Below are 25,415 nucleotides of genomic sequence, written 5' to 3'. Positions count from 1 at the left end.
TTTCCTGTCTGCCCCGCCCCTCACTGAAGCATTCGTGCGCGGCTCGAGGCAAGCTTCACACTTCGTTAGTCCTAACGTCGACCCCGTCGTCCCGACCTAACGTGCAAGCACCGAAGCGTCGGTCCCCGCGCCGAGATATTGCAGCCAGTTCCGGAACAATGCCGCCGCCGCGCTGCCGGCGGCGATATCGGCACGCAAAGTCAGCGGCGGCAGTTCGTTGCTGAGCGCGGGGTGGCGCTGATGCCTTGCCTGTTTCTCGAAGCGGACCAGCTTCTCTTCCGTCGCAGCGTCAAAATAGCTCACCGGCAAATTCGGATAATTGTCGCGCTCACGCGCAAGATAACGACCGATGTCGCGCAGATATTCACGCTGAAGCGACAGCGCGTCGTATTCCGGATGGCCCTGGAAGAACAAGAAGCGGCTGGCATATTGCCGGACGAAAATGTCGACGCCGGCCTTTGCCGAACGCGTCAGCACCTGGTAGCCGGCCTGCGCGAGATCGCTCTCGGCGATTTCGTTGAGGCGCGAATGCGAGACCTTGAGCGGCGCCGGCGCGGCCCGCGTCAGCGGATCGCTGGTCACGGCCTCGCAGTCGAAAATACCATGACATTTGACCGCGAGCGGCCGCCGTTCGATGCGGTCGAGATGCAGCACCGCGGCATGCGCAGCGAGGCACGACCAGATCGTCGAGCGCGTGTTGACCTTGGCCCAATCGATCAACTCGGTGAGATCGCGCCAGTACGGTTCCTGGTCGAGCTCGGGCGCAACCGGTTCGGCGCCGGTCACGATCAAGCCGTCGAACTTGTGGCGCCTGAGCTCGGTGACGTCCGAATATTCGCTCTCGACATGCCATCTCGCTTCAGGCGAGCGATTGACCGAGGGCAGCGAGAAGCAGTGAAAGCGGATGCGGTGCGGACCTGCCGCGGCTTGCAGCAGCTTCATGAACTGCCGCTCGGTCGCTTTCAGCGCCGGATCCGGCATGTTGTTGATCAACCCGATGGTGAGCTCGGTGCCGCCGGGCTCGCGCGCCAGATCGCCCGCTCCCGGCACCAGCGCCGGGCTCGATATGGCTTGATCCCTATCGATCAGGATCGTCATCGGTGCGGCCGCCTACTCCGCGGCCTGGAGGCGCGCGGACGGGCAGGCCTTTTCCAATGCCTGGTCGAGGTCCTCGATGAGGTCCTGGCAATGCTCGATACCGATCGACAAGCGGATCGTTTCCGGCAGCACGCCGGCGACCCGCTGCTGCTCCGCCGACATCTGCCGGTGCGTGGTCGAGGCCGGATGGCAGGCCAGCGACTTGGCATCGCCGATATTGACGAGGCGCGTGATCAGCTTCAGCGCATCGTAGAACGACTTGCCGGCTTCCATCCCGCCCTTGATGCCGAAGGTGAACAGCGACGAGGCGTTGCCGTCGAGATACTTCTGCACCAGCGGGTAATAGGGGCTATCCGGGAAACCGGTGTAATTGACCCAGGCCACGCGCGGATCCTTGCGCAGGAATTCGGCGACCTTGCGGGCGTTCTCGCAGTGGCGCTCCATGCGCAGCGCGACGGTTTCGATGCCCTGGAGCAGCAGGAAGGCGTTGAACGGCGACAGCACCGAACCCATGGTGCGCTGATAGATGCTGCGCGCGCGCTCGATATAGGCCGTCTTGCCGAAGCGCTCGGCGTAGACGAGGCCGTGATAGGAGGCATCCGGCTTGTTGTAGCCCGGGAAGCGATCGGCGTGCTTGGCCCAGGGGAAATTTCCGGAATCGACGATGGCGCCGCCGAGCGTGGTGCCGTGACCGCCCAGAAACTTGGTCAGCGAATGCACGGCGATGTCGGCGCCGTAATCGAACGGCTTGAGCAGGATTGGGGTTGCAACGGTATTGTCGACGATCAGCGGCACGCCATGTGCGTGGACGACCTTCGCCAGCGCTTCGATGTCGCAGACATTGCCGGCGGGATTGCCGATGGTTTCGGCGAACACGGCGCGGGTGTTCTCGTCGATCAGCTTTTCGACCGCCTCGGGCTTGTCGCTCTCGGCGAAGCGACCGGTGATGCCCTGCCGCGGCAGGATGTGCGAGAGCAGCGTATGCGTGGTGCCGTAGAGCTGCGGCACGGAAACGATGTTGCCGCCGTGATCGGCGACATTGACGAAGGCGAAATGCAGCGCAGCCTGTCCGGTCGCGACCGCAAGCGCGCCGACGCCGCCCTCGAGCTCGGCGATACGCTTCTCCAGCACCGCGCTGGTCGGATTGGCGATGCGGCTGTAGCGATAGCCTTCGGTCTCGAGATTGAAGAGCGCCGCGCCGTGATCGGCGCTGTCGAAGGCGTAGGCCGCGGTCTGGTAGATCGGCACGGCAACCGCGTGCGTGGTGGCTTCGGGCTCGTAGCCGGCGTGAATAGCGATCGTCTCGTTGCGCATCGTGCCACCTCCGCGTGGAGCGGGCCGCACTTATTGGCCTGTATGAGGCATGTGCGTTGTCCGCCGTCCCTCTGTTAGAGGCGGGTGGTAAAGCGGACAATAATTCGTCTAGAGATCGAGGAAGTAACCCTAACGGTTGTTGGGGAATTGGCTAAAATTCGAGTTAAATTGGATTAATGAAGTTTTGCGGTTGGCGGCAGCGAGCACGCTGCACTCCCTTCTCCCCTTGTGGGAGAAGGTGGCGCGAAGCGCCGGATGAGGGGTCTCTATCCATACGACCAAGCTTGCGTTAGCGGAGAGAGACCCCTCACCCGTCTCGCCGCTGCGCGGCGAGCCACCCTCTCCCACAAGGGGAGAGGGAAACACCCTCCGCGCCCTATCAGTCCATCTGTTCCCAGAGTCGATGGGCGAGCACGCCGGCGCGCTTCTCGATCGCGGCCGCCGCATCGAGCGCGAGGTCCTCACGATAGCGCCCGGCGATGAGCTGCACGCCGATCGGCTTGCCATCGTGCAGCGCCACCGGCACCACGGCGCCGGGCAGGCCCAGCACGTTGATCGCGGAGATGAAGCGGATCTCGCCCCAGAAGATCTCGCGCACGCGCTCGGCGCTGACGGTGTCCTCGCGCGGGCCCGGAATCGGCTTCACCGTGGTCGGCGCCAGCACCACCGGATACTCCTCGAAGAACAATTGCCAGGCGCGGATGTGGCCGTTGCGCGCGGCGGTCGCCTGCATCCAGGCCTTGAGGTCGAGCAAATTGGCCTTGGCTTTCATGCCGCCCCACGCCTTGTGGAAGTCTTCGGAGGTCACCTTCAGCATGCCGGCCTCCTGCATCACCATCGTCTCGTTGGTGATGATGTCGCACCAAGTCTGCCAGACGCCGTCGATGTCGGGCACATCGACCTCGCTGACCCGATAGCCGGAACGCTCCAGATGATCGGCGGCCTGGCGCAGCGCCGCCGCGACGTGCGGATCGGCGTCCATGTCCTCAGGAATCCTGGCGAGCGCGACCTTGATCGGCCCCTTCGGCTTCGGCCCGACCAGCGGCGCCGGCACCCACCAGGGATCGCGCGGATCGCGCTGGCTCATCACCTCCAGCGCGAGCCTGACGTCGGCGACGTGGCGGGCAAGCGGCCCCTGCGCCGACATCAGATGCGCCAGCATCGGCCGCTCGGCGGTTGCGCTCGCGTTGAAAGCGGGAATACGTCCCTGCGTCGGCTTGATAGTCACAACGCCGCTGCAATGCGCGGGCCAGCGCAGCGAGCCGCCGATGTCGTTGCCGTGCGCGATGGTGCCGATGCCGGCGGCGACGGCCGACCCCGCACCGCCCGAGGAGCCGCCGCAAGTGATATCGGGATCCCAGGGATTGAGCGTCAGCCCGTGCAGGGGATTATCGGTGAAGCCGCGGAAGGAGAATTCCGGCGTGTTGGTGAGGCCGATGACGATCGCACCGGCCTTCTTCAGGTTGCGCACCACGGGCGAGTCCGACGGCGCGACGAGGTCCTTGTTGGCGGGAACGCCATTGAAATTCGGACGGCCTTCGTAGTCGACATTCTCTTTGATCGTGATCGGTACGCCATGCAGAAGGCCGAGCTCGCCGCCCTTCGCGCGCCGCTTGTCGGCCGCATGGGCCGCAGCCAGCGCCTCTTCCGAGAGATCGACGACAACGGCGTTCAGCCTCGGGTTGACCGCACGCATCCGGTCGAGATGCGCCTCCACGGTCTCGACTGCGGAGATGGCGCCGGAGCGGATTGCGGCTGCAGTCTCGACCGCCGACCATTGCCAGGCCGGGCCCTTGGGACGGCGCAGTGCGGACGATTTTCGCGTGGTGGCCTTCTTCACCGGCTTGGTTGCAGCCTTCGCGACCTTGCCCTTGCGCACGGCGCTTTTCTTGCCGGAGGTCTGCGCTGCTTTCTTCGCAGCAGTTTTCTTCCTGGTCGCCGTCTTCTTCGCCACGTCGCATCTCCTCAATTGCGCCGCGGAAGTTATGGAGGTCACGCGACCGTGTACAGGCGCGTTTCTGCATGGCGCACCCGTCACGGCGCGTTGTGGCGGCCGAAGGCGCGGGGAGAGACGCTCATGAGCTTTGGGTCTTCCCATGACCCACATGTTGATTGAATGACGTAGCGAACTAGCGCCGAGGCTTCCGCATCGCGACTAGCTTTTGACGCGGCTATTTGGACAGCGACAAACTAGAGCATCTGCCTGCAGCCGCATCGCCATGCCGGCAGCGACCACCGATGGAAGGGTGTCGCGGACGGGCCCGAGGGACGGGAGGTATAGATTGGCCGGACGGGGCTGATGGCGGAGGGAGAGAATCTAGAATAAAACTTCCTCACAGCATTCCGTCCAGGTGCTCTCGGCTGGCGAGAGAACCAGATCAGATGCTCCGATAAAACGCCGTCTCTGTGGGTGATCCCTACGGCTGGGCCGCTCGTAGCTGCCCCTGGGCGGCACGAGGTTAGCTCTTTGGCAAGCCAACTTCCGGACCGAAAATGGACGCGCCCTCGCTGCGGCGCACCTGGCGAGCGGCCGGGAGTGTCACCTCGCGAGACGTGAAGGCGACGTGATCCGGTAAAATCGCGCGGCCATGGCCATCTGGTGGTCCCCAGGTGGGATATCTCATGGGCAGTGAAACTCCATCGAAACGTTCAGACTCATTTGGGCGACGAAAGCGGCTTCTCGTCGACGGAGTAGCAGCACCAAAGCGTGCGGCGAATGACGTCGACCCAAGATCCCCGACAAAGCGGCCTTCCGGCACACCGCTACCGCAGGAACTGGCCTACTTCCCGTTTCAACCGGTTACTATCGCGGCGAAAGATTTTGCAGCAGATAGAAGTGGCAGACACCCGGTCGGTGTCTTCAGGCCGCGCTGCACCGAAATGTTAGATGAAACTGCTGAGTACCGTAAACAGCGGCACGTTTTAGCACAATCTCCTGGGTTGCACCTTTCTCACTGCATTGACCAAGGTGTGCCGTAAGCGCCCAGCCTGCGATTGCAATTACCAGCTTTAACAGCTCCGAACGACTGGGAAATACATTCAATCCGACGCTGCAAACGATGGCATTCCGTCTGCAGCGCCATCGGATCTATCGATGTGGAGCCTGATCAACTAAACTTTCTTGTCGATGAGTCCTTTGACCATATCCGTGACTTTCGCAGCCGGAATTAGCGCCGACAGATTCATCTCTATGGCCAGCCTTCCTTCATGATCGATAAAGCGAGCACTGTCGATCTTCGGATTGAACTCCTGGAACTGTTCAGGGATCGTCAGCTTGAGTTTCTCAGGATCAATGGCTTTCCTCAAGGCATCGGCCGCCTTCTGGTTGATATCAATACCGGCAACGCTGAGCACACCCTTAGTGATGAAGGCAAGCGAGCCCTTCAACTCTATGTCCGGGCTACCGACATTCAGCGAGACGGTCGACTCGTTGTTGCGTACAAGAGTAATTGGGAGATCCGCTTCGAATGGTTGCGTAAGCAAGATCGTCTTGATTGGACTTCCCGGCCAGGTCACGACCACCGGCACCTTTGTTTTTATGCCCAAGCCCACATTCCGCAACTGCCACTCGACTTTGGTGTTAGGAATCGGGTTCTCCAGACATTCCCACATCGTGACTTTCCCCCCGATCGAAAACACTGCGGCGCCCTCTCGGAACGGCAATTCCTTGCGAGGAATGTCAACCACGGGATTGTTTGGGCTGTAGCTGCGACAGTTCTCCCAGGGGAGCTTGAAACTATCTACGATAGAGCCGATTTTACGCTGCAAGTCCCCCAAGTCACCGATCACTTGTGCCTTGAGGTACAGCTTGTTCTCTAGAGTTTGAATCTTGAAATACGTCTTCGCCACGATTGTCACCGGAACGCCGTTGACGTCCTGCTGATATTCGATGGGGCCAACCAGGAAATCGTCGGGCTCAATCGCAGCTGCCTCGTTCAGGGTTATTGCTAACAGACCCAAGATCAACGCACACATCAATTTCATGATTGTCTCCTTCTGGAAGATAAGTTGCCGAAACGAAACGACGCGGCGACGCCCGGGACCGTCAGGGTGACGGCCCCAGCCGTTGCAAGCCTTCAGAACTTCTTGTTGTATTCGATGGTCGGCACCTTGTGGACCGGATCAAAGCTCGGGCGCACCGGCGCATTGTCATAGGCCCGTGCGGCCTTATCCAAGATCGTGTCTGACTTGGGAGGCGGAGGCGGAGGTTGGAAGTTTTGAAGCCTCTCACTGTCCGTTTGAGGCCGCGGGACATAATGCGGATTCAGGTCGATAGCATAGGCTGTGGTTGTGAGAATTTGCGCCGCAAGTGCGAGCGCTGTAACGCTGTAACGCATCATCCTTCTCCTCTATATGACCGCGTGGTTGTCTCATGCTGCAGGTTGCGGACGCCGCGGCCGACGTCGAAGCGCCCTTTTTCTTCGCGTGAGATAGATCGACCTACTGCGCGCGTGGTTGCTCTACTCTCGCCCTCCCCCGCTCGCGATCCGCGAACAAAGGGTTCCGACATCGTGAAAAAAGCGTGATCAAGATGTGAAAACTGCTATCCTCGCCTTTGGCGCGAGGATGAAGTCGACGATGATGGCGGCGGCAAATAGGTTTTCCCTAGGGCTTTTGGGACCCTTCCGGCTCTTGAGACCAGAAGGTGAGCGCATAGAAATCCCTAGCAAGAAGGCAATTGCGGTGGTGGCTATGCTTGCCATGACCAAGCACGGCGAACGCACGCGCAGCTGGCTGCAAGACAAGCTCTGGGGCAAGCGCCAGCACACCGAGGGCCGGGGAAGCTTGAGGCGCGAACTGTCGAACCTGCGCAAGTTGCTCAACTGCGATTCCGCCGAGCTTCTGATTTGCGAACGCGATCGGGTCAGGCTTCGGCTCGACCTGATCGATGTCGACGTCTGGCGCGAGCCGGAAAAGGCGCTCACCGACGAATTCCTCGAGGGCCTCGATATCGCCGGCGAGGATAGTTTCGAGGAATGGCTCCGTGAACAGAGGGCCGTGCTGGCGCGCGCAGCTCGCGACCAGCCCGGAACTATCCCTACAGTCAATCCCCGCATTGACGGCCCCACCTCAACCCCGGCACTGCCTGCCCATATCATCGACACGGCGCAGCCGCCGAACGGGTTCGAGGGTAGTTCGGTGCTGGCCGTGATGCCCTTCATCAATATGACTGGAGATGCACAGTATGACTATCTGGCGCAGGGCATCAGCGAAGAGCTGATCGACCGTCTGTCGCGCATTCGCTGGCTGCCGGTCATCGCGCGCAATTCCAGCTTTTCATTTCCAGATGGTGTCGATCGAAAGCTCGTCAGCAAAAGCCTCGGTGCCCGGTACCTTCTGGAAGGTCGCGTCCGCCCCGACCGCGATGGGTATCTGATTGCCGCCAGCCTGGTCGACGCTTCTACCGAGCATACGGTGTGGACCCAGCGTTTTGAACTTAAGTCACTCACCTCAATGGATGCTTTCGCGCAATTCGTGACGGAGCTGGTCGCGCATCTGGAGACCCGCATAGATCATGCCGAACAGGTCCGCACGCGGAGCAAGCGGCACGATAGCCTTTCGATCAGCGAGCTGATCTGGCGCGGGCGCTGGCATTTGAACCGGCTGACCCGTGCCGACTCGGAAATCGCGCAGAAGCTCTTTTCCGAGGCTCGTGAGCTCGACCCGCACTCCTCAGAAGCCCTCATTCAGTCGACATTCGCAATGGGCTGGGCGATTTGGGCCGAGCGCCAGTCGGAAGATCGCATCCTGCAGATGAGAAGGCTCGCGCAGGAGGCGATCTATGCCGACCCCGACGACGGCCGGAGTTACATGCTTGCCGGTATCGCCGAGATGTGGCTTCGGCACCCGATCGCCGCGCGAGAACTGCTGCATAGCGCGATCGCGCGTAACCCGAGCCTCGCCCTTGCGCGCGCGCACCTGGGGGGAAGCTTCAACCTTTCGGCCGAGCCGGAGAAGGCGCTGCCGCACCTTCACGCTGCACTACGCCTGAACTCAAATGACCTTCATGATTTCTACACGCTTGCGGAGCTCGCACTTTCCTTCACCCTGCTCGGCCGCTGGAGCGACGCGATCGAGCACGCGCACTATGCGATCGCCCGTCGTCCGGCTTACTGGTACGCGCACATGATACGGATCAACGCGATGTCGAGGGCGGGCCAGCTGAACGACGCCCGTGATGCATTGACAGAGCTGCTGCGTGTGAAGCCAAATTTTTCACGTCTCTACGTTGATTGGCTGCCGTTTGTGGATCGCAGCTGGAATGATCATTTTATCGAAGGCCTAAAGCGCGTTTCCGGAAGTCCGGTGGACTGGTTGACGAACAATGATCAGGACGCAAACGCATGAAGCTCGTCATATCTGTTCATTCATTCCTGCAAATTGGTTGGGAGACCGATGTTGAAATCGAAATATTACGCCTCTATCGAGCAGGCCCAGGCTAATGACCCGAAGGAAGGCGTTCGGTTCCCGCCCTTCAATCTCGACGAGATCGGCGCAGACACCTGGTCTCATCGTTTCAAGGTCTGGCTGACTGGCGCCGTGCTACCACCGGGGCTGTTCCTGCTTCGCACATTCTGGCCCGTTGCCAAAATCGGTCCCTACGTCATCGTCACGCGCGCCGAAGACGTCCGCAAGGTACTGGCGCAGCCTGAAACATTCGAGGTGCCGTTCGGCCCGGAGATGGAAAAACTTGGTGGAGAGAATTTCGTCCTCGGCCTCGAAGGGTGTCGCCACGATCAACAACGAGCGCTCATCAAGACCGTCCTCGGCCTGGAGGACCAGAGGCTGCTGCGATCCGTTGTCGACAGAAGCGATCACGAGCGGATCGCCTTGCTCAGCAACCGGTTTGCCAAAGCACTGATCCGATCGTCCGGCGGACGCATCGATGTGATGAAGGACTATATCACGAGGATAGCAAGCGAAACCTGCATCGAATATTTCGGACTGAAGGTCGAGGATCCGGACGCCTTCGCCGAATGGACAATGTCGATCTCGGCGCTGCTATTCGCCGACCCGACCGGCGTTCCGGCTACCCGCCGGCTGGCCCTCAACGGTGCCTCGCGCGTCCGCCGCGTCATCGAGCGTTCCATTGACGCGATCAGGAAGGGGCAAACGAAGGGCGCCGATATCTCGAATACCGTTCTCGGCAGGCTCTTGCGCGAGCAGCAGAAGGATCCAGTGACCGTTACCGATGCGAGGATTTGCGCCATCCTAGTTGGCTTGGTCACCGGCTTTATTCCGACCAACACTCTGGCTGCCGGTAAGATCTTGCAGGAGCTGCTGCGCCGGCCCGACGCGATGCGCGAAGCCATGCGGAGGGCGTGCGCGGCCCGCAGCGCCGATGAAGGGGATGATCAGCAGGTCGGCAAGCTGAGCCATCCGGAAAGACAGCGGTTGCAGTCCATTCTACTGGAAGCGGCACGCCTCAACCCAGCGCTCGCGCCGGGACAATGGCGATACGCAAGGCAGCAAGGCGAGGTGGGAAAAGGGTGGTTTCGCCGCTCGGTCCCCCAGGGCAAGACGGTGGTTGTCTCGACGATGTCGGCGCTGCGCGACGGCCGCGAGGTAACGTCTCCAGGCCAGTTCGATCCGGATCGTCGGGCGTCGTCGAGCGACCTGCTGTTCGGCATCTGCATCCATGAATGCCTCGGCAAATATCTCGCGATCGAGCAGATCACGGAGCTTTTCATGGTCCTGCTGTCGCAGAAGGACCTGCGGCGCCGCAGGACCAGCTGGGGCTGGTGGGGCGGCATCAAATGGGTCGGACCATTTCCACGGTGGCTGGATATGGATTTCGATCCCGCGGTGTCGCCCGGCACGCAAACGATGCTGACGATCTGCGCTCCGTTGGCCGACAACGCGCCGCGGGCGGACATCGAGGCGCGGATCAGCGCGCTTGGTAATCCCGCCGGCAGCGGCGGGGACGCTTCCGCCGGTCACGATCTGCGTCTGCAGCTGGATGCCACCAACGTCGTTCATTTTGCATCGCTCTCGCTGATCGACGCCGGCGATGCAACATCGCCGTCCCCAATGCTATTGCTGGAGATGAACGTGGACGGATCGCGGGAGGCCGTCATTTCTTCCCTTGTCAAGGCTGACGAGGCCGTGGGCGGACCTCTGAAGGCAATCTTCGGGAACACGAGATTCAAAAAGGACGTGCCGCGCGGTGAAGAGACGCTGGAAACGGTGCTCAATCATTACGCGCGCGACCTGCAAACCCGTCCATGGGGAACGATAGGACTGAACTTCGCCGGCACGTCGGAATTCTCCGTAGCCGACATTGCGATGCAGGACAAGCTGGCAGCCTTCGCAAGGGCGGCGCTAGACTCGTCGATGTCAAACCACGCCCGATACGGGAACCTCGCAATGGTGGCGCTGACTTATGTCCGGGATTTCGTTCGGTACCCCGAGTATATGATCGCGCGTGCCACCAACTTCCAAAATCCACTGGAATTGCCGCCGGGCACGGAGTTGGCCGATTATCTGATCGTGCCGAGCCGCAAGCGGTTGTTGATCTCAGACTATACGCCGCGCACCGAGACCGAGGCGGTGCTTGCGTTCGCCGGCTCACCGACGTTCTGGTGGTTTGCCCTTGCCCTCGGCGTAGTTGATCTGCTGCTGTCGGCGGCGATATTTCAGGCGGTCGGCTCAACTTGGTTCGGCCTTCCAGGCCGGCTGCTTCTCGCGATGACCGGCGGCATCGCAGCCACGGCCCTACTAGTCGGTCTCGTTGCTGCGGGCTTCGTCGGACTACTCTACTATCACGACCTCCACGATGTCCCCGACGACAGGGATCCATCCCTGCAGGCGATTCGCGCGGTTGCGCGCGTCGAAGACCCGCCCGGCTTCGTGCAAAATCATTTCATGGCTGTGACCGAGCTGAAGCGCGGCTGGTTCAGGCGGTTGACCCTGGCGCTTTCACTGTGGGTCATCAAGCAGATGGTCGTGCACTGGTTCCGTCCCGGCTTCGTGCTCAACATGGGCACTATCCATTACGCAAAATGGTTCCGCCTGCCAGGTGATGAGAAACTGATCTTTCAGGCGAACTATGATGGCAGCTGGGAAAGCTATCTCGAAGACTTCATCATGAGAGCTCAGAAAGGGCAGACCGCCGCGTGGAGCAACGGGATAGGATTCCCTCGCACGAAGTTCTTGATCTATGCTGGCGCGCAAGATGGTGATCGCTTCAAGCGTTGGGTGCGGCGACAACAGGTGCTCGCCCCGTTCTGGTACAGCCGGTTTCCCAAGCTCACGACCGACCAGATCCGCAACAACGCACTCATCCGTGATGGACTCGCCCGGGCCATGACCGAAGAGAAGGCGCGTGCTTGGCTGGACTGCTTTGGCTCGATCCCGCGGCCCGACCATGCAATCGAGAGCAGCGAGGTCCAGTCGCTCGTATTCAGCGCGCAGCGGCACCTCTACTGCGTGAACTATGCGCTGATTAGGCTTCCGGACGACGAAATTGGTCGCATGGCCCGCGCCTCGTGGCTCGATAGTCTCGTGCCGGAGCGGATTGGCGAAGAACTTGCTCCTGAAACCGGAGCAATCACGTTTGGCGACCATATTTTCCCTGCCAATTCGGAGCAGGCGCGCAGCGCCGTCTTCGTCGCCTTCACCGCGCAGGGCCTTGCCAAGCTGGGCTTGAGTGGGCCAGACCAGCAGGATGGCCTGGCGACGTTCCCGGCGACCTTCAATATGGGAATGGCCAACCGCGGGCGCAGCCTCGGCGACGACGAGGTCTCGCCATCAGCACACTGGCATTGGCGAGATGCCCAGATTGATGGCCAAGGGGCAAGCGATGACGGGATCAAGGCGGCTGATGCCGTCCTACTCATCTATGGCAAGGATCCGGAGCAATGTGGCCAAATACTGGATTACCATCTTGGGAAGCTGGGCGGTCCGGACCACGCCCTGCTCCATTCGATCGTCGCTGAGCCATTGACTGAGCGGATCGTCTACGGCGAGGGCAGCGCCGCCGTTGCGGCGGTGAGGGGCGACGAGAATGACGTCTACAAGAGGCATGACGAACGCGGTCACAGCGATACCAAACATGGAGTTGGAGATGCACAAAGAAACCGGAACCTGCTCAAGTTTGAGCATTTCGGTTTCCGCGATGGCGTGTCCCAGCCAGTGATTCGGGGAACGAAGCGGTTCCTGATACGTCCGCCAGAACGCGACGTCCTTGAGCCAGGCGAATTTATCCTTGGCTATCGCAACAACCAGGGCTACTACCCACCGACTGCCTCGGTCCGCGCCGAATCCGATCCGAGCAAATATCTGCCAGTGGTTCTGCAGGAGATTCCGAGCCGCTTCCCGTCGTTCGAGGGAGCCAACACGGCCGCGCGCGATTTTGGCCGCAATGGAAGCTTTCTCGTCATTCGGCAGCTCGAACAGGATGTCGAAAAGTTCTCGACGTTCCTCCATGCAAAGGTACTGCAAGTCACCACAAACTACCCGAAACTCGAAGAGGCGACGGGCACTCCCGTGACTGCCGAATGGATCGCCGCGAAGATGATGGGACGGTGGCCGAACGGGACAGCTCTGGTTGAACGCCCAGAATCGAGCATGGGCCCCTTTGGTCCGAAGAGCACCGAAATGTCCTACAATGATTTCAGTTTTGGGACAGACGATCCCCAAGGATTAAGCTGTCCGTTTGGTGCACATATCCGACGCGCCAATCCCCGCGACAGCATGCAGCCCGATGATCCTTCCCAGCAGGCGATAACCAATCGTCATCGGCTGCTGAGGCGCGGACGAACCTATACCTATCAACCGAAATCGGCCGGCGACAAGCTCGAAAAAGGACTGCTGTTTACCTGTCTATGTGCGGACCTCGATCGTCAATTCGAGTTCGTTCAGCAGACCTGGGTGAACTCTTCCTCTTTCCACGGTTTGAGAAACGAGCCCGATCCACTCGTTGCATGGCATTCGAAGGAGAGCCGCTTTACCATCCCAACTATTTCGGGACCGGTTCGACTCGACGAAATGCAGAATTTCGTCACGGTACGTGCCGGAGGATATTTCTTCCTACCCAGCCGCTCAGCGCTCAAGCACCTTGCAAATTTGGCCGGCACCAAACGAGGTCATCGTTGACATGGGTTGCTCCGGACACCAGTGATTCTCAAACAGGGCCGAACGTTGCGCTGCAGAACATCAGTCAAGCGCTGCGACGGCAATCGGACCGCCGACGTGCGACCCGATAACCTGACAGCAGAAGGTCTACCGCGTCCAGAGACCTGCGGGGCCGACCATCTCGATCTGGTGCTCGCGGGCGGCTACGTCTCAAATTGCTGCGCGACGGCCGGGTTGGCGGCTATCTCGCATTTTCAGGAATTGCTATTTGAATTCCAGCGGATCACCAAATCCGAGGCCAGTGCAACCTAAGCCTGGACGGCAATTAAATCGATTTGGCCGCCTTCGCGTATGCCGCGTTATGCAATGTCGACGTCCGCTGTGCCTCCAAAACTCCGGCCGGAACTCACGTGGGCGGTTTACCCCCGGAGTATAACCATGGTTTCTCCCGCAATCGCGGTCAAAATCAATCGCTTAGCCTACTGAACAGCACTGACATAGACGATGTTGCCCGGCGAGAGCACCCGCTCACCAGACCATCGATAGGCCGCAAGAAATCCCTGCTTGGCAACGCTGAAATCAAGACAGGCTGCGTACTCGCCAGCGATAACAGGCATTCCCCGCAGCCAGTAGTGGCCAAAGAACACCGGTATTTCCTCGAAATACTGGTACGTTGTTTTCACGGCGAGGTCAGGCAGACTTGCTTCATCGCCTTCCATTCCAAGTGCAGCTCTCCGAAGGGTCGTGGCGCGAGGGTCCCACCAGCGCAGCCGCACCTCGTGACGCGTATGGCCCTGTCTGTCTTTGAAGGATCGCCCATCTGGAAGGCGCTCTTCAGGTCCCTTGAGAAGTACTTCGGCAGCAGCGTAAGCGTCGTATTTGTGTTTACATGGGCGGACGATGGCGAACACTTGTTCGTTGAAAAAGCGACGACGACCGACGATCGCATTGCCAACACCCTCTCAATGGATCTACTAGCCCTGCTGGTACGTTTTGATTAGATGGTAGCCCCACCCCTCATCAGGGACGCGGTAAACGCCCAGGTGCGCCTCCCTGCTCGTCTTCGGCGGAGCGATATTTTGCGGTCCCGCCAATGCTCGGCGTGACAGCGGAGTCAGTGGCGGCGACTGAAGACCAGTGGGCGAGCCCCCCAACAAAGAAGACATTCCCCGATCACCTCGGATCGATCCGACCAAGGGCAAACGGAAGTCGCGGGCAAACCCGTTCTGCGTCCGATAGAGCCTCAACAGCGGACATCCCCCAGGGCAACTGGGACGTCCGAAAAGGGCCACAAGCCGAACTCGAGGCTTCGAACCGAAGACTTATGCCCGCCGGGAGCAGCGATCTCCGCAAGACAGGGTGATCGAATGGAGCACCGGGATCTGATGCTCTTCGCCAGCACCTGAAACGTCTTTAGTTTAGCTTGCGCCAACGCCGAACATCACAACCGCCGCTAGGCACAACAGTGCACCGACCGCGTGGCTAAACCATTCCGCGCCCGGCGCCCATTTCTCTGCGATGACGTAGGCGGAAATGACCGCGATCCAAATCAGATTCATGACGCCTGCGACGAACAGCAGCGCCATCAACGCCCAGCAGCACCCGACGCAAAAAGCGGCATGGCGCAGACCCTCATGCATCGCGATTGTAGCTCTCGACGGATTGAGCACCGCACCCCATGGCGAACGGCAGCGCGTGAGACAGGTGTGCTTCAATGGCGTGAATTGGAAAAGGCCAGCGGTGGCCAGCACAGTGGCACTTAATGGTACGCTAACGCTTTCCATCATCGGCGAGACAAGAGCCGCCTTGAGCAGTGCCCAGTGCAAGAGAGTTGCGCCGACGCTGAAACCGCCCCACGCCATGAGATATCCTGCGATGAACCCCGCGGCATGCGCGGAGCCGCCGATGCGGATAAGGACCACGATCACTGGCAGAACCGATGGCAGCATCATTGCAGCCATCATCACCGCCCACATCAGCACCACGAGGCTGAAATCTGTCACGTCCCAGTCTACCATTTGAGGCATGATCCACATGTCCATGCCGACATCCATGTGGCGCATGCCCCAATCCATGTAGACAAGGTACGTCCATGCCGCTCCGATAAAGAGCCCGAGCAAGGTTCCCACCGGCAGAAGGCGCCAAGCCTCCACTAAACGTGGGCGAGGACTCTCAGGCCGAGCTAAAGGCGAAAGGCGCATAGAATCCATTCTTGCCACTGATCTCCCACTGGAGATCAAAGTCTTTGTACGCGGTATGCGTCGATTTCGCCACCACGTGTGGAAACGCTCTTCCTTGCAAGTTCTCGACACGGATCTCCTTGCCGCCGAACCCCTCGATCGCAATGATGTCAGCATCTCCGATTCCAGCGATGGTCATCTTCCACTGCCGTCCTTGGCCCTCGACGGTGATTGGTACGAACTTGACGCCGAGCACTTCGGCGACCAATTGGGCCTGCGCCGCAAACGCACCACCAAGCTTGAAGGAGAAGATCGCGCTCAGTGCCTCGCGCTGCTCCGGGCTTGCGCGCTCGTCGATGTAGAAAGCCCCCCGCCAATTGCCTTTAGCAATATGGCCCGGCAAGAAGTTCATTCTCACCACATTCAGTCCATCGAGCGCGACATCGCCCTTCCGACCGGATTCGATATGGTAGCCAAGAAGGACCCCACATGTGCCGGGCGTCGGGGCATTACCCACGACGCAAGGACACATCGCTTCGCAATTGCAGGCTTCCATGAAAAGGCCTTTGACGTTCCAAGTGCTCTTCTCCTCCGCGGCTTGCGCAACTCGGACAGGGAGCAGCGCGCTAAGAGCGGACGCAGCTGTTATGGAGCCAGCAATGTCGAGCAAACGGCGACGGGAGAATGGTGTCATCGTAACCTCCCCACGTATACTGATCAGCGTATTAGACGCGCTACCAATAGCAAAGGTTAGAGTCACTTGGCGTTGGTGACGGAGGGGCGCTGAAGTGACTATAGTCCCGTGGACGATAGTCGGGTAGCAGTTTTTCCAGCGCCCTTAGAAGGCGATACGGGCAGCAGCTTTGACGTAGTTGTTTTGCTAAAAGCGAATGCGATCCCAATGTGAGGACTGCTTTGGGGTCACAAGTCGTCCAACTGGCGTTCCGGCAGCAAATTTCCGGTCCGCCCTCGCGAGCCGACAATCCAGCGACACACCGCAAAGGACGCGATGGGCCAACTGCAGACTCGTGCAGCGCAGAAGATCGTTATTCAATCACCTCGTTGGCGCGGCCGAGCAGCGTCGCAGGGAGATCGATGCCGAGCGCCTTGACCTTCGAGAACATCGGAATGCTCCCGGTCCTCAACCCGGAGGTCTGCAATGGGTGGTCATTAGCGGACATCGCTGAGCACTTAGCGCACGTCCGCTTTAATCAACTCGTCAGCCCTCGCGACCAAATGCTGAGGAACAGATAGGCCCATATCCTTGGCAGCTTTGAGGTTGATCGCAAGATGAAATTCGCTCGGCCCTTCGACGGGCAAATCACTTGGCTTTGCCCCGTTGAGGATCTTCTGAACGAAATATGCGCCCCGGCGCCATATTCCATCAATTGTCGGACCATAGGCAAGCAGTCCGCCGATCTGCACCCATTCTCGATATTCATGGGCGTTCGGGATTTTGTTTTCTATTCCGAAGTCGACAATCCTCTTGCGATCAAAGACGAACATCGGATCGGTGACAGTAGTCATTGCATCAATCCTCGTATCCTGCCTTTCGCGCAGGATTGAAGTAAACGCGAGCTCAAATTCCGGCGGTGAACGAACTTCAAACGGCTGCGCTTCAATTCCCAGTTTTTCAAATGCCGAGGAAATACTGTTGAGATGATTGCCGGCGTAAGAGGGAAGCGGATTGTAAAGAACTGCCAACCGCGAGAGTGTTGGAACAATTTCTTTCAAGAACTCGACACGTTTGACATCGCGGTCAGGCGAGAGATTGTCGATGCCCGTAAGGTTCCCTCCAGGATGTGAAAGAGACGAGTATAATTTGGTTTCAACGCCGCCGCGGCTCGAAAGCACGACAATGGGAATTGTCGCAGTAATCTTCTGCACTAAAAGTCCGGGGTAATTTCCCACAGCCACGATCACGTCCACATTCTGCCGGACGAGATCGGCAGCCATTTCGGGCAGAAGTTCCGAACGTCCTTTCGCCTCCCGCCATTCGATGCTGAGATTGTTGCCCTCCGAATAGCCGCGATCACCTAATTCGCGAACGAAGCCTTTTACCCAACGGTAGCTGCTCAAATTAGCCGTCAGATATCCAATTCGGTAACTCTTCTTAGATTGCTGTGCCTGAGCCGCCAGCGGCCACACCACAGCGCCGCCGAGTGCCGTTATGAACTCGCGCCGCTTCATGTCTGATGCCTCTGCAAAGCCTAGAGACAACCTATCACTCGCCCCAAACTAACACATTGGGGCCGTCCGGCCATGATCTCTGCCACAGATTCTCGAGTACGCCTGCCAGCCGCGCGATGTGCGGTGCGGGTTCAAAGGCGAAAAACTCAACGCGAGCATATTCAGTCCGCTAAGCTCCATGGAACGGACCTCAATGAGACGTGCTGCCACTTCGTGGATGGGCCACTTGCAGACATCGCGCGAGCGGTGTGCATTTCGAGGCAACTTATTCGCTTTCGGACCGACGTGCAGCAAGATCAAACGCCCACCCTCAAAGAGGATGGGCGCGTGGTGACTTACGACATGATGACGTCCTACTTCTTCTCGGCGCTGGCTTCCTTAGCTGGAGGCGGCTTCATGCCGACGGTCAACTGGCGGATTTTTAAAGCGCCGCCTTCACGTATGTCGATGGCGCCCCAGAAGACTGTGACCTTGGTGGCGTCGCCGCTCTTAGGGTCCTTACCGAAGATGTCGGTCTCGCCGTTGGCAACGACCAGATCGTTGTTGATGACCGACATGTTGCCGACTCTGATCTCGATATGATCGGTGCCGTTCTTGAAGTTGTTTTCGTATTCGGTCTTGAGATCGGAAAACACACCGCCCGGGTTGATCTGGACGCCGTCCTTTGTATAGAGCGCAGCGACACAGGCCGCGTCTTTCTTGGAGACGCAGTCGGTGTAGGCGACGGCTAATTTTTCGGCCTCCTGCTTGACCTCATCGGCCAGTGCCGGTGCAGAGATGAAGGCGGAAGAACACAATGCCAAGAGCAATGAACGTCGCTTCATAGCAACTTCCCCTCTGGTTGTGATGCACAATTGCATCGCGACGTCCTCCTGACGTAGGACGTCGCGTTGCATTTGTTCCGAGGGGCATTCTTTCGTTAGGCTGTAATACTACCGGCTTGTGAGTATATGCCATTTGCACGGATTGGCACGCGCCAACCTTGATCATCGATGGCGGGGCGGGCGGCGAATGCGATCGGGAAAGACAGGCAAGTTGACGCATGTGACAGATGAAAGTGTCTTGCTCGACGCGCGCGATGGCCGACCTTGTTATCCAGATTGTTCACCAAAGCGGCCGGCAAACGGCCCAAGCAATTGCTGATCGCAATCAAGCGGCCGAAGGCACGCACATCCCGATCCAGCTACTTGTGCGCGACCGCACCGCTCGATAGGCCCGCTAGTGAGAGGAAGTCTCGGAACTCGGCCTGCGGGACGCATAATACGTTAGACTATCACTGATCTTGTCGGGGACCCATTCCTCCGCGGTTGAGTCCCAATGATGAGTGTCGTCGAAGTGTTTCCAGAGTGGTCGCTTTGGCTTGCTTTCACCGTTCTGTCGGTTTGCATTTAGTGCGCGGAGTTGGACGACGAGCACCCCAGCCATCATCACCCATTCGCGAGCGCTATATCGGGAGTTCCATTTGATTGCGGCGAGCATTGGATGCCTCCTTTAAAGTAAGAAGCCTCTGCCACATTAGCGTGGGCCAAGAATGCAGGGATATAAACTACCTCACAGTTTGCCAACATCTTCGACATAGCCGCGGGCGATCTCACTGCGCGGCGACCGTAATCTACGTTCGTTCGGTACTCGGGCGTCATTTTGCCGCGCCAAACGCCCGCGACGATGTGTAGGATTGTTTTTTGGTCGCAAAGGCACGTCTCTCTTAGAGAGTGGATTTTATCGATCGTAGGTGCGCTCTCCATAGAGGTCAGCGCATGCTCCGTCCAAGGACCGCTTCGGGTCACAGGCTGACTTCCGCCCGACTTGAGCTGGGGTCGGCTTATTTCCTGAAGGCAGACATAGCGGCTGTGTTGGCGGAGGTCGGTAACGGGCCACAAGCTGACCAAGCTGATCCGTTCGATCGCTTTCGCGCGGGTCAAAGAAGCTCAGGCGGCGTAGCCCTTTCAGATAGTTTGCGGGATCAACTCTGGTCGGCCGGACAAGATCCGGACCTCTAGCCGGCCGATTCGAGCGGACTAAGTCATCTCAAGGACGTTGTATGCCGCTATCGGACGATGCAACCCCTTGAGCGTCAGTTCACCCACGGGCTCCGCGGTCACCCTCGCGTCAAGCGCTTCCCGTACCTTGCTATCCACGAGAATCTGACTGTCGCGCGCCTCCGCGCAAAGACGGGCAGCAAGATTTACCACGGTTCCGATCGCGCTGTACTCAGAACGTCCCTCAAAACCGATAGGTCCGAGGGTCGCATATCCAAATGCAATGCCGACTCCAAAACCAAGTTCGTGTCTTGCACGCCGCCATTTATTCGATAATTCCAGCAGGCGGCTTCGCATCGCGATAGCCATTTGGACAGCTCGCTTGCATGGATCTGTACAAGGAATCGGATCGCCGAAAATCACCATGATTCCGTCGCCCAGGAACCTCTCCAATGTGCCTTCAAACTCGTGGACAAGGGAGCCTAAGGTGGCATGATATTCCTGCATCACCGCCATCACCTCTTCAGGCTCGGCAATCTCTGCGAACGCCGTGAAACCTCGAAGGTCACCGAAGACTATTGTCACCTGTCTGCGGTGGCTCGCTAACGGCTCATATGTCGATGAAGAAAGAATCAATTCCGCTATCTGCGGCGAGAGAAAGCGCTTTAGACGGCTGACCCGTTCAATTTGCACAACTTGCTCCGCAACACGCTGCTCGAGCGTTCTATTCCACGCGGCGAGTTCGATCGCCTGAGCTTCAACTCGGTCATGTAACTCCTTAATGCGTAACATGGAACGAACACGCGCAACGAGAGCGGCATGGTCGACCGGCTTGGTCAGATATTCGTCGGCACCCGCGTTAAGTCCAGTGACGACATCCTGTGAGTCGGTTCGCGCCGTCACCATGATGATTGGAACAAATCCGAGCGTCGTATCGACCTTCAGTCGCCGGCAGACCTCAAAGCCATCGATCTTCGGCATCATGACGTCGAGGAGGACAACGTCCGGCGCGACTTCGTGCACGACCGCGAGCGCCCTCTCGCCGCTTTCAGCCTCCATGGTCTGATAACCCTCGGCATCGAGGCGAGCTGTAAGAAGGCAGCGGTTCGTTTCGTTGTCATCCACGATTAAGATTCGGGGTGGGACATGCATCTCTGCTCCACGTCAGCATGCGCTGGACTTCATGTCAGGTATCGATTGATCGTCTCAAGTAGCTTTCTTGCGCTGTAGGGCTTTGCGACATAGGCATCGCAGCCTGCCGCGCGTGCCTTTTCTTCATCGCCGCCAAGCGCATAGGAGGTAACGACGATGATTGGAATATGGCGGAGATCTGACTGCGCCTTTATGCGCCGTGTCGCCTCGTATCCGTCAAGAATAGGCAGTTGGATATCCATAAGGATCAGGTCCGGGCTTTGGGTTCGCGCCGCCACGAGCGCTCCTTCGCCGTCGTGCGACTCGATCATTTCGTAACCGACGCTTGCAAGCAGATCGCGCAGAATCTGCCGATTGTCCTCCTGATCTTCGACCACCAGTATGCGCTTACTCATGTCTGCATGGCCTGCTGCTCGAGCCGAGCCGGCACCAGAAAAGAGAATCTCGCCCCGTGGCCGAGGCGGGATTCTATCCAGATTCGACCACCATGCATCTCCACAATGCGCTTTACGATGGCGAGCCCCAATCCCGCGCCTCCTTTCGTCTTGGTGATCGAGTTATCCACCTGCTGGAATTCCTGGAAGATTCTGGCCTGGTCGGCGGAGCCGATGCCCGGTCCGGTGTCCTGAACGGAAAAGACGTAGGAATCTCCCCTCGTTTCCACTTCTATCCGGACCTCTCCCGCGTCTGTGAATTTGATCGCATTACCAACGAGATTGAACAGGGCCTGAGCGAGCCTGCGTTCGTCTCCGCGCGCCGGCGGCAAGCCAGGCGGAACAGCAACTCTCAAACTTAGTTTCTTCTCCGCGGCAAGCGACTCAACGGAGGTATGAACAACGTTTATCAATTCCTCTACTGAGTAATCGGTCAGAGAAAGTCGAAGCTGTCCGGCTTCAATCTTGGAGAGATCAAGGACATCGTTGATGAGCCCGAGCAGATGTCTGCCGTTTCGTTGGATGCGTTCGATGGCGGATCGCATTTTCTCCGGAGGATTGCCGTATATACCGTCGAGCATGAGCTCTGAAAAGCCGAGTACTGCGTTCAGTGGCGTACGCAACTCATGACTCATGTTTGCGAGGAATTGCGATTTGTGATGGCTGGCCTCCTCAAGACTTCGGTAGAGCTCCTGCAGCTCTTCGCAGGTCGAATTGACGTGCGCCGCAAGCTCCCCGAGTTCGTCCCGATTGGGAAGCTCAATACGCTGGGCGAAATCGCCGGCGGCTATCCGATTCAGTCCGTCATGAATGATGCGCACTGGTTCGATCACAGACCGGGAGATCGCTTGTCCCAAGACTAGCGTAAGCACGAAACTTGCGAGCGCGACCGCAGCGACAAGTATCTGCGACTTGGTGTAGGTTTGTCGGCTCGCATCTATGCCGGCCACCATGTCCGCTTCAGCCCGGTTGACCAATTGATTGGTCAGTCGTTCGAGCTTGTCCGCGAGAGGCCCGAGCGCCGCGAGTTCGCTCTGTTTGGCCTCAGCCCCTCGCCCGCCGCGGATGAGATCGACGATGTGTGAAACGACGGCAATAAAGCGCGCATATTCTTCGCGCACCTGGTTGAGCAGCGCCACCTCGTCCTTTGCGACGAACGAGACGCGGTCAAGGTCGTACCCAAACTGGTTGATCTGCCGCAATACAACTGCCAATGTCGTTTCGTTCGGAAATGCGAGCGCTGTGGATACGCCATAAAGCTGTCGAAGCGTATTGTGTTGCATCTGCCGATATGCCTCGATCTTCTGCTGCAGGCCAACGACCTGGTTCGCCCGCTGGTCCGCTTCGCGGAGCGAAAGGAGGCCGATTAGCCCAACCGAGACCAAGAGCATTTCGATGACGAAGAAGGCCATCAGCAATTTCGTGCGCAACGAGGGGCGCAACTCAAACCCGAGAAGACCGCTCTTCGCTGACGTCTCGTCGCCATTTCCTCGCGACGTTGCAGGGAGCGGGCGCTGACCAAGAAAAGACGTCGAATCAGCTTCCAAGTTCACGTCGAACCTCGTTCAGGAACCGCCAGTCGGCTGCATCCGCGATAATCTTTGCAGGATTCGATTTCAGCATCCTCGCTTCGCGCAGACGAAGAGCGTAGAAGCGGATTGTGTCTTCGGGATCAAACTCGCGCCAGCGGTTGTACGGCACATCCGCAAGCGTCTGAGCCGCATAGTCGTGGCGAGGCGTGAAATATCCATCTACCATCCGCTGCGCAACAAGGGCCGGCGCGCTTACGCACAAATCCGTCGCCCGAAGCATAGCGCGAACTACACGTTTGGTCGCGATGGGATTCTTTCGGACGAACTCCCGATTCCCCGCCAACATGCAGCAAAAGTACTGCGACCATGGGCGATCCTGCGCACTGTTGACGATGACATGCCCGATGTTCTTGGCACGCAGACGCTGTGGCTCCGGAGGGAAGCCAAGGAACGCGTCAATCTTACCCTCCGCAAACAACTCGATCGGTTTGACCGACGCACTCGTCACCCACTCGATATCCTTGGCGGGATCAAGTCCGACAAGGGTCGCCATCGCGCTGATGAAAACGTGCGGGCTACTGCCAACCCCCTGCTGGCCGACGGTTCGCCCCTTCAGATCGGCAACGCTACGTATGCCTTCCTTGGCGAACAGCTCGAAGCAGCCGACATGAACCCCAGCCACAACAGTAATGCTCGCGCCTCGATCGATCTCAAGAAGAAGCGGACCGGAGAAATGCAGGGTGAAATCGATGTCGCCCTTCGCGATTGCTCTGGTTTGCTCCACGCCGGCGTCAGACTCGACGTAAACGACGTTTGTAAACCCCTCAGCATTCAAGAGGTCGCTCACCACGTACTGCGGAGCGATACAAATGCTTGCGTTCTTCGCAAGGCGGATTGTCGTGGTCTCTGGCGGCTGAGCGGACTCTTCGGCCGCCAGGCGCGCCGCCGCGCTTGCAAACAGGGCAGTGGTAGCGGCACAGGCCCCAGCCAACAGCAAGTCGCGACGGTTCGTATTCATCGGGACCTCCTCGAAAACGCTTTAGATCAATCAGCCTCCAAGTTCACGTCGAACCTCGTTGAGGAATCGCCAGTCGGCTCCATCTGCGATAATTTTGGCAGGGCTCGATTTAATCATCCCAGCTTCACGTAAACGAAGCGCGTAAAAGCGGATTGTGTCCTCAGGATCGTACTCGCGCCAGCGGTTGTACGGCACGTCCGCAAAAGTCTGAACTGCATAATCGTGGCGAACGGCGAAACCGCTATCTACTATACGTTGCGCGACAACGGCCGGCTCGCTCACGCACAAATCGGTCGCCCGCAGCATGGCACGAACCAGACGTTTAGTTGCGATGGGATTCCTTCGGACGAATTCGCGATTTCCCACCAACATGCAGCAAAAATACTGCGACCACGGTCGATCCTGCGCGCTGTTGACGATGACATGACCGGCGTTCTGCGAGCGCAAACGTTGTGGCTCCGGAGGGAAGCCAAGGAACGCATCAATCTTACCCTCAGCAAACAACTCGATCGGTTTGACCGACGCACTCGTCACCCACTCGATATCCTTGGCGGGATCAAGTCCGACAAGGGTCGCCATCGCGCTGATGAAGACGTGCGGGCTGGTCCCAACCGCCTGAACGCCGGCGGTTCGACCCTTCAGATCGGCGACGCTGCGTATGTCTTTCTTAGCGAACAGCTCGAAGCAGCCGACGTGAATACCGGCCAGAAGAGTAATGCTCAAGCCCCGATCGACCTCAAGAAGGAGCGGACCAGAGAAATTCATTGTAAAGTCGATATCGCCGTTCGCGACTGCTTTGGTTACCTCGACCCCGCCAGTACTAGATTGGACGTACACGACGTTCGTGAAGCCCTCGGCATTCAGCAGGTCGCTTACTACGTACTGCGGAGCGATGCAGATGCCCGGGAGCTTCGCAAGGCGAATTGTCGTGGTTTCTGGCGGCGGATCGAGCTCTTCGGCCCTGAGCCGAGTCGTAGTGCTCCAAAGCAGCGGAGTGGAGGCGGCGCAGCATCCCGCCAACAGCAAGTCGCGACGGTTTGGATGCATCGGGACCTCCTCGAAACCTTAGGGTTGCTTCGGGGGCCGAACGTCAGGCCGCGTGATTTGCGGGAAAGGCCCCGCCCTCGATAAACATATCACCGCTGTGCCAGGTCGGATATGACCGAGTACCTGACGTGTCTGCAATTCCAGACAATCCTCGGCCGAACTAATTTATCTTTCTTGGGTCCCCCCTGGTCGGCTTAGGGTCACAAGCGGCGATTGGCGCCAGGCTGGAAACTTCCGGTCTAACCCTCTGAGCCGACATGTCGCGGCACCGCTCCAACGGTAGATGGGCCAACAGGCGATGTTGCTGGTGCGACGGGATGAGAGGCACTCATCAATATTGCTCTGCCCAAATTCGTTGATTAGCCGGAGAACTACAGACGCGGAACTCTGGATTT

Annotated in this window: 20 protein-coding genes; 4 read left to right on the top strand and 16 right to left on the bottom strand. The window is 58.9% G+C overall.

From position 1 onward, the window contains the following. Positions 1 to 96: 96 nt before the first annotated feature. The 5 genes from IVB40_RS01595 to IVB40_RS01575 all read right to left on the bottom strand — a co-directional run bounded on the left by IVB40_RS01595 (position 97) and on the right by IVB40_RS01575 (position 6,752). Positions 97 to 1,098, bottom strand: a complete 1,002-nt coding sequence (locus tag IVB40_RS01595; protein WP_247817931.1) for a homoserine O-succinyltransferase — start codon at positions 1,096 to 1,098, stop codon at positions 97 to 99. A 12-nt stretch (positions 1,099 to 1,110) separates the two neighbouring features. Next, on the bottom strand, positions 1,111 to 2,412 hold the full coding sequence (locus tag IVB40_RS01590) for an O-acetylhomoserine aminocarboxypropyltransferase/cysteine synthase family protein (protein ID WP_247817930.1): 1,302 nt from the start codon (positions 2,410 to 2,412) through the stop codon (positions 1,111 to 1,113). 379 nt (positions 2,413 to 2,791) lie between these two features. Further along, positions 2,792 to 4,366, bottom strand: a complete 1,575-nt coding sequence (locus IVB40_RS01585; RefSeq protein WP_247817929.1) for an amidase family protein — start codon at positions 4,364 to 4,366, stop codon at positions 2,792 to 2,794. 1,157 nt (positions 4,367 to 5,523) lie between these two features. Next, entirely contained in the window at positions 5,524 to 6,396 is an 873-nt protein-coding gene (locus tag IVB40_RS01580) for a hypothetical protein (RefSeq protein ID WP_247817928.1), read from the bottom strand. Positions 6,397 to 6,488: 92 nt separating this feature from the next. Beyond that, complete coding sequence (locus IVB40_RS01575; protein WP_247817927.1) at positions 6,489 to 6,752, bottom strand: hypothetical protein; 264 nt, start codon at positions 6,750 to 6,752, stop codon at positions 6,489 to 6,491. A 226-nt stretch (positions 6,753 to 6,978) separates the two neighbouring features. Between IVB40_RS01575 and IVB40_RS01570 the strand changes: the two genes are divergently transcribed. The 3 genes from IVB40_RS01570 to IVB40_RS01560 are packed head-to-tail and all read left to right on the top strand — an operon-like array spanning position 6,979 to position 13,800. Next, on the top strand, positions 6,979 to 8,760 hold the full coding sequence (locus IVB40_RS01570) for a hypothetical protein (RefSeq protein WP_247817926.1): 1,782 nt from the start codon (positions 6,979 to 6,981) through the stop codon (positions 8,758 to 8,760). A 48-nt stretch (positions 8,761 to 8,808) separates the two neighbouring features. Then, the gene (locus IVB40_RS01565; RefSeq protein ID WP_247817925.1) at positions 8,809 to 13,509 is read left to right on the top strand and encodes a cytochrome P450; all 4,701 of its coding nucleotides are present in this window, start codon (positions 8,809 to 8,811) and stop codon (positions 13,507 to 13,509) included. A 21-nt stretch (positions 13,510 to 13,530) separates the two neighbouring features. Beyond that, positions 13,531 to 13,800 carry a hypothetical protein gene (locus IVB40_RS01560; RefSeq protein ID WP_247817924.1) on the top strand — a complete coding sequence of 90 codons (270 nt, stop codon included), beginning with the start codon at positions 13,531 to 13,533 and terminating at the stop codon, positions 13,798 to 13,800. Between the two features lie 167 nt (positions 13,801 to 13,967). Here the strand turns inward: IVB40_RS01560 and IVB40_RS01555 are convergent, their stop codons facing one another. Continuing rightward, complete coding sequence (locus IVB40_RS01555) at positions 13,968 to 14,207, bottom strand: hypothetical protein (RefSeq protein WP_247817923.1); 240 nt, start codon at positions 14,205 to 14,207, stop codon at positions 13,968 to 13,970. A gap of 69 nt (positions 14,208 to 14,276) precedes the next feature. On the opposite strand from IVB40_RS01555, the gene IVB40_RS01550 reads away from it, so the two are divergent. Beyond that, positions 14,277 to 14,489: a hypothetical protein gene (locus IVB40_RS01550; protein WP_247817922.1), complete on the top strand. Its 213-nt coding sequence runs from the start codon at positions 14,277 to 14,279 to the stop codon at positions 14,487 to 14,489. A 417-nt stretch (positions 14,490 to 14,906) separates the two neighbouring features. On the opposite strand, the gene IVB40_RS01545 is transcribed toward IVB40_RS01550, so the two are convergent. The 10 genes from IVB40_RS01545 to IVB40_RS01505 form a co-directional block, all read right to left on the bottom strand. Further along, a complete protein-coding gene (locus IVB40_RS01545; RefSeq protein WP_247289172.1) occupies positions 14,907 to 15,551 on the bottom strand; it encodes a DUF2182 domain-containing protein in 645 nt (214 codons plus the stop codon). Between the two features lie 109 nt (positions 15,552 to 15,660). Continuing rightward, complete coding sequence (locus IVB40_RS01540) at positions 15,661 to 16,362, bottom strand: DUF1326 domain-containing protein (RefSeq protein WP_247289171.1); 702 nt, start codon at positions 16,360 to 16,362, stop codon at positions 15,661 to 15,663. 352 nt (positions 16,363 to 16,714) lie between these two features. Further along, positions 16,715 to 16,849, bottom strand: a complete 135-nt coding sequence (locus IVB40_RS35745; RefSeq protein WP_256379033.1) for a hypothetical protein — start codon at positions 16,847 to 16,849, stop codon at positions 16,715 to 16,717. A gap of 10 nt (positions 16,850 to 16,859) precedes the next feature. Beyond that, positions 16,860 to 17,858 (bottom strand): ABC transporter substrate-binding protein, encoded by a 999-nt coding sequence (locus IVB40_RS01535; protein ID WP_247817921.1) that lies wholly within the window; start codon positions 17,856 to 17,858, stop codon positions 16,860 to 16,862. Positions 17,859 to 18,211: 353 nt separating this feature from the next. Next, positions 18,212 to 18,682 (bottom strand): nuclear transport factor 2 family protein, encoded by a 471-nt coding sequence (locus IVB40_RS01530; RefSeq protein ID WP_247289169.1) that lies wholly within the window; start codon positions 18,680 to 18,682, stop codon positions 18,212 to 18,214. A 1,194-nt stretch (positions 18,683 to 19,876) separates the two neighbouring features. Continuing rightward, the gene (locus IVB40_RS01525) at positions 19,877 to 20,962 is read right to left on the bottom strand and encodes a response regulator (protein ID WP_247289168.1); all 1,086 of its coding nucleotides are present in this window, start codon (positions 20,960 to 20,962) and stop codon (positions 19,877 to 19,879) included. A 56-nt stretch (positions 20,963 to 21,018) separates the two neighbouring features. Further along, positions 21,019 to 21,384 carry a response regulator gene (locus IVB40_RS01520; RefSeq protein WP_247289167.1) on the bottom strand — a complete coding sequence of 122 codons (366 nt, stop codon included), beginning with the start codon at positions 21,382 to 21,384 and terminating at the stop codon, positions 21,019 to 21,021. Further along, complete coding sequence (locus IVB40_RS01515) at positions 21,381 to 22,976, bottom strand: ATP-binding protein (RefSeq protein WP_247289166.1); 1,596 nt, start codon at positions 22,974 to 22,976, stop codon at positions 21,381 to 21,383. The genes IVB40_RS01520 and IVB40_RS01515 overlap by 4 nt, the downstream gene beginning before the upstream one ends. Beyond that, a complete protein-coding gene (locus IVB40_RS01510) occupies positions 22,960 to 23,973 on the bottom strand; it encodes an ABC transporter substrate-binding protein (protein WP_247289165.1) in 1,014 nt (337 codons plus the stop codon). Before IVB40_RS01510 ends, IVB40_RS01515 begins: the two co-directional genes overlap by 17 nt. 30 nt (positions 23,974 to 24,003) lie before the next feature. Then, positions 24,004 to 25,020 (bottom strand): ABC transporter substrate-binding protein, encoded by a 1,017-nt coding sequence (locus IVB40_RS01505; protein WP_247817920.1) that lies wholly within the window; start codon positions 25,018 to 25,020, stop codon positions 24,004 to 24,006. Positions 25,021 to 25,415 lie beyond the last annotated feature (395 nt).

Source organism: Bradyrhizobium sp. 40, from assembly GCF_023100925.1.
GTDB lineage: Bacteria > Pseudomonadota > Alphaproteobacteria > Rhizobiales > Xanthobacteraceae > Bradyrhizobium.
The sequence above is the reverse complement of the archived record's forward strand: the minus strand, read 5'-3'. Positions and strand labels throughout refer to the sequence as shown.

Bases quoted from the DNA above. Each gene is read 5' to 3' on its own strand.
- IVB40_RS01590 (WP_247817930.1), bottom strand. From the start codon at position 2,412: ATGCGCAACGAGACGATCGCTATTCACGCCGGCTACGAGCCCGAAGCC.
- IVB40_RS01580 (WP_247817928.1), bottom strand. From the start codon at position 6,396: ATGAAATTGATGTGTGCGTTGATCTTGGGTCTGTTAGCAATAACCCTG.
- IVB40_RS01565 (WP_247817925.1), top strand. From the start codon at position 8,809: ATGTTGAAATCGAAATATTACGCCTCTATCGAGCAGGCCCAGGCTAAT.
- IVB40_RS01545 (WP_247289172.1), bottom strand. From the start codon at position 15,551: ATGCGCCACATGGATGTCGGCATGGACATGTGGATCATGCCTCAAATG.
- IVB40_RS01505 (WP_247817920.1), bottom strand. From the start codon at position 25,020: ATGCATCCAAACCGTCGCGACTTGCTGTTGGCGGGATGCTGCGCCGCC.
- IVB40_RS01510 (WP_247289165.1), bottom strand. From the start codon at position 23,973: ATGAATACGAACCGTCGCGACTTGCTGTTGGCTGGGGCCTGTGCCGCT.
- IVB40_RS01570 (WP_247817926.1), top strand. From the start codon at position 6,979: ATGAAGTCGACGATGATGGCGGCGGCAAATAGGTTTTCCCTAGGGCTT.
- IVB40_RS01535 (WP_247817921.1), bottom strand. From the start codon at position 17,858: ATGAAGCGGCGCGAGTTCATAACGGCACTCGGCGGCGCTGTGGTGTGG.
- IVB40_RS01540 (WP_247289171.1), bottom strand. From the start codon at position 16,362: ATGACACCATTCTCCCGTCGCCGTTTGCTCGACATTGCTGGCTCCATA.
- IVB40_RS01550 (WP_247817922.1), top strand. From the start codon at position 14,277: ATGGCCCTGTCTGTCTTTGAAGGATCGCCCATCTGGAAGGCGCTCTTC.
- IVB40_RS35745 (WP_256379033.1), bottom strand. From the start codon at position 16,849: ATGTCCGCTAATGACCACCCATTGCAGACCTCCGGGTTGAGGACCGGG.
- IVB40_RS01575 (WP_247817927.1), bottom strand. From the start codon at position 6,752: ATGATGCGTTACAGCGTTACAGCGCTCGCACTTGCGGCGCAAATTCTC.
- IVB40_RS01520 (WP_247289167.1), bottom strand. From the start codon at position 21,384: ATGAGTAAGCGCATACTGGTGGTCGAAGATCAGGAGGACAATCGGCAG.
- IVB40_RS01595 (WP_247817931.1), bottom strand. From the start codon at position 1,098: ATGACGATCCTGATCGATAGGGATCAAGCCATATCGAGCCCGGCGCTG.
- IVB40_RS01530 (WP_247289169.1), bottom strand. From the start codon at position 18,682: ATGAAGCGACGTTCATTGCTCTTGGCATTGTGTTCTTCCGCCTTCATC.
- IVB40_RS01555 (WP_247817923.1), bottom strand. From the start codon at position 14,207: ATGGAAGGCGATGAAGCAAGTCTGCCTGACCTCGCCGTGAAAACAACG.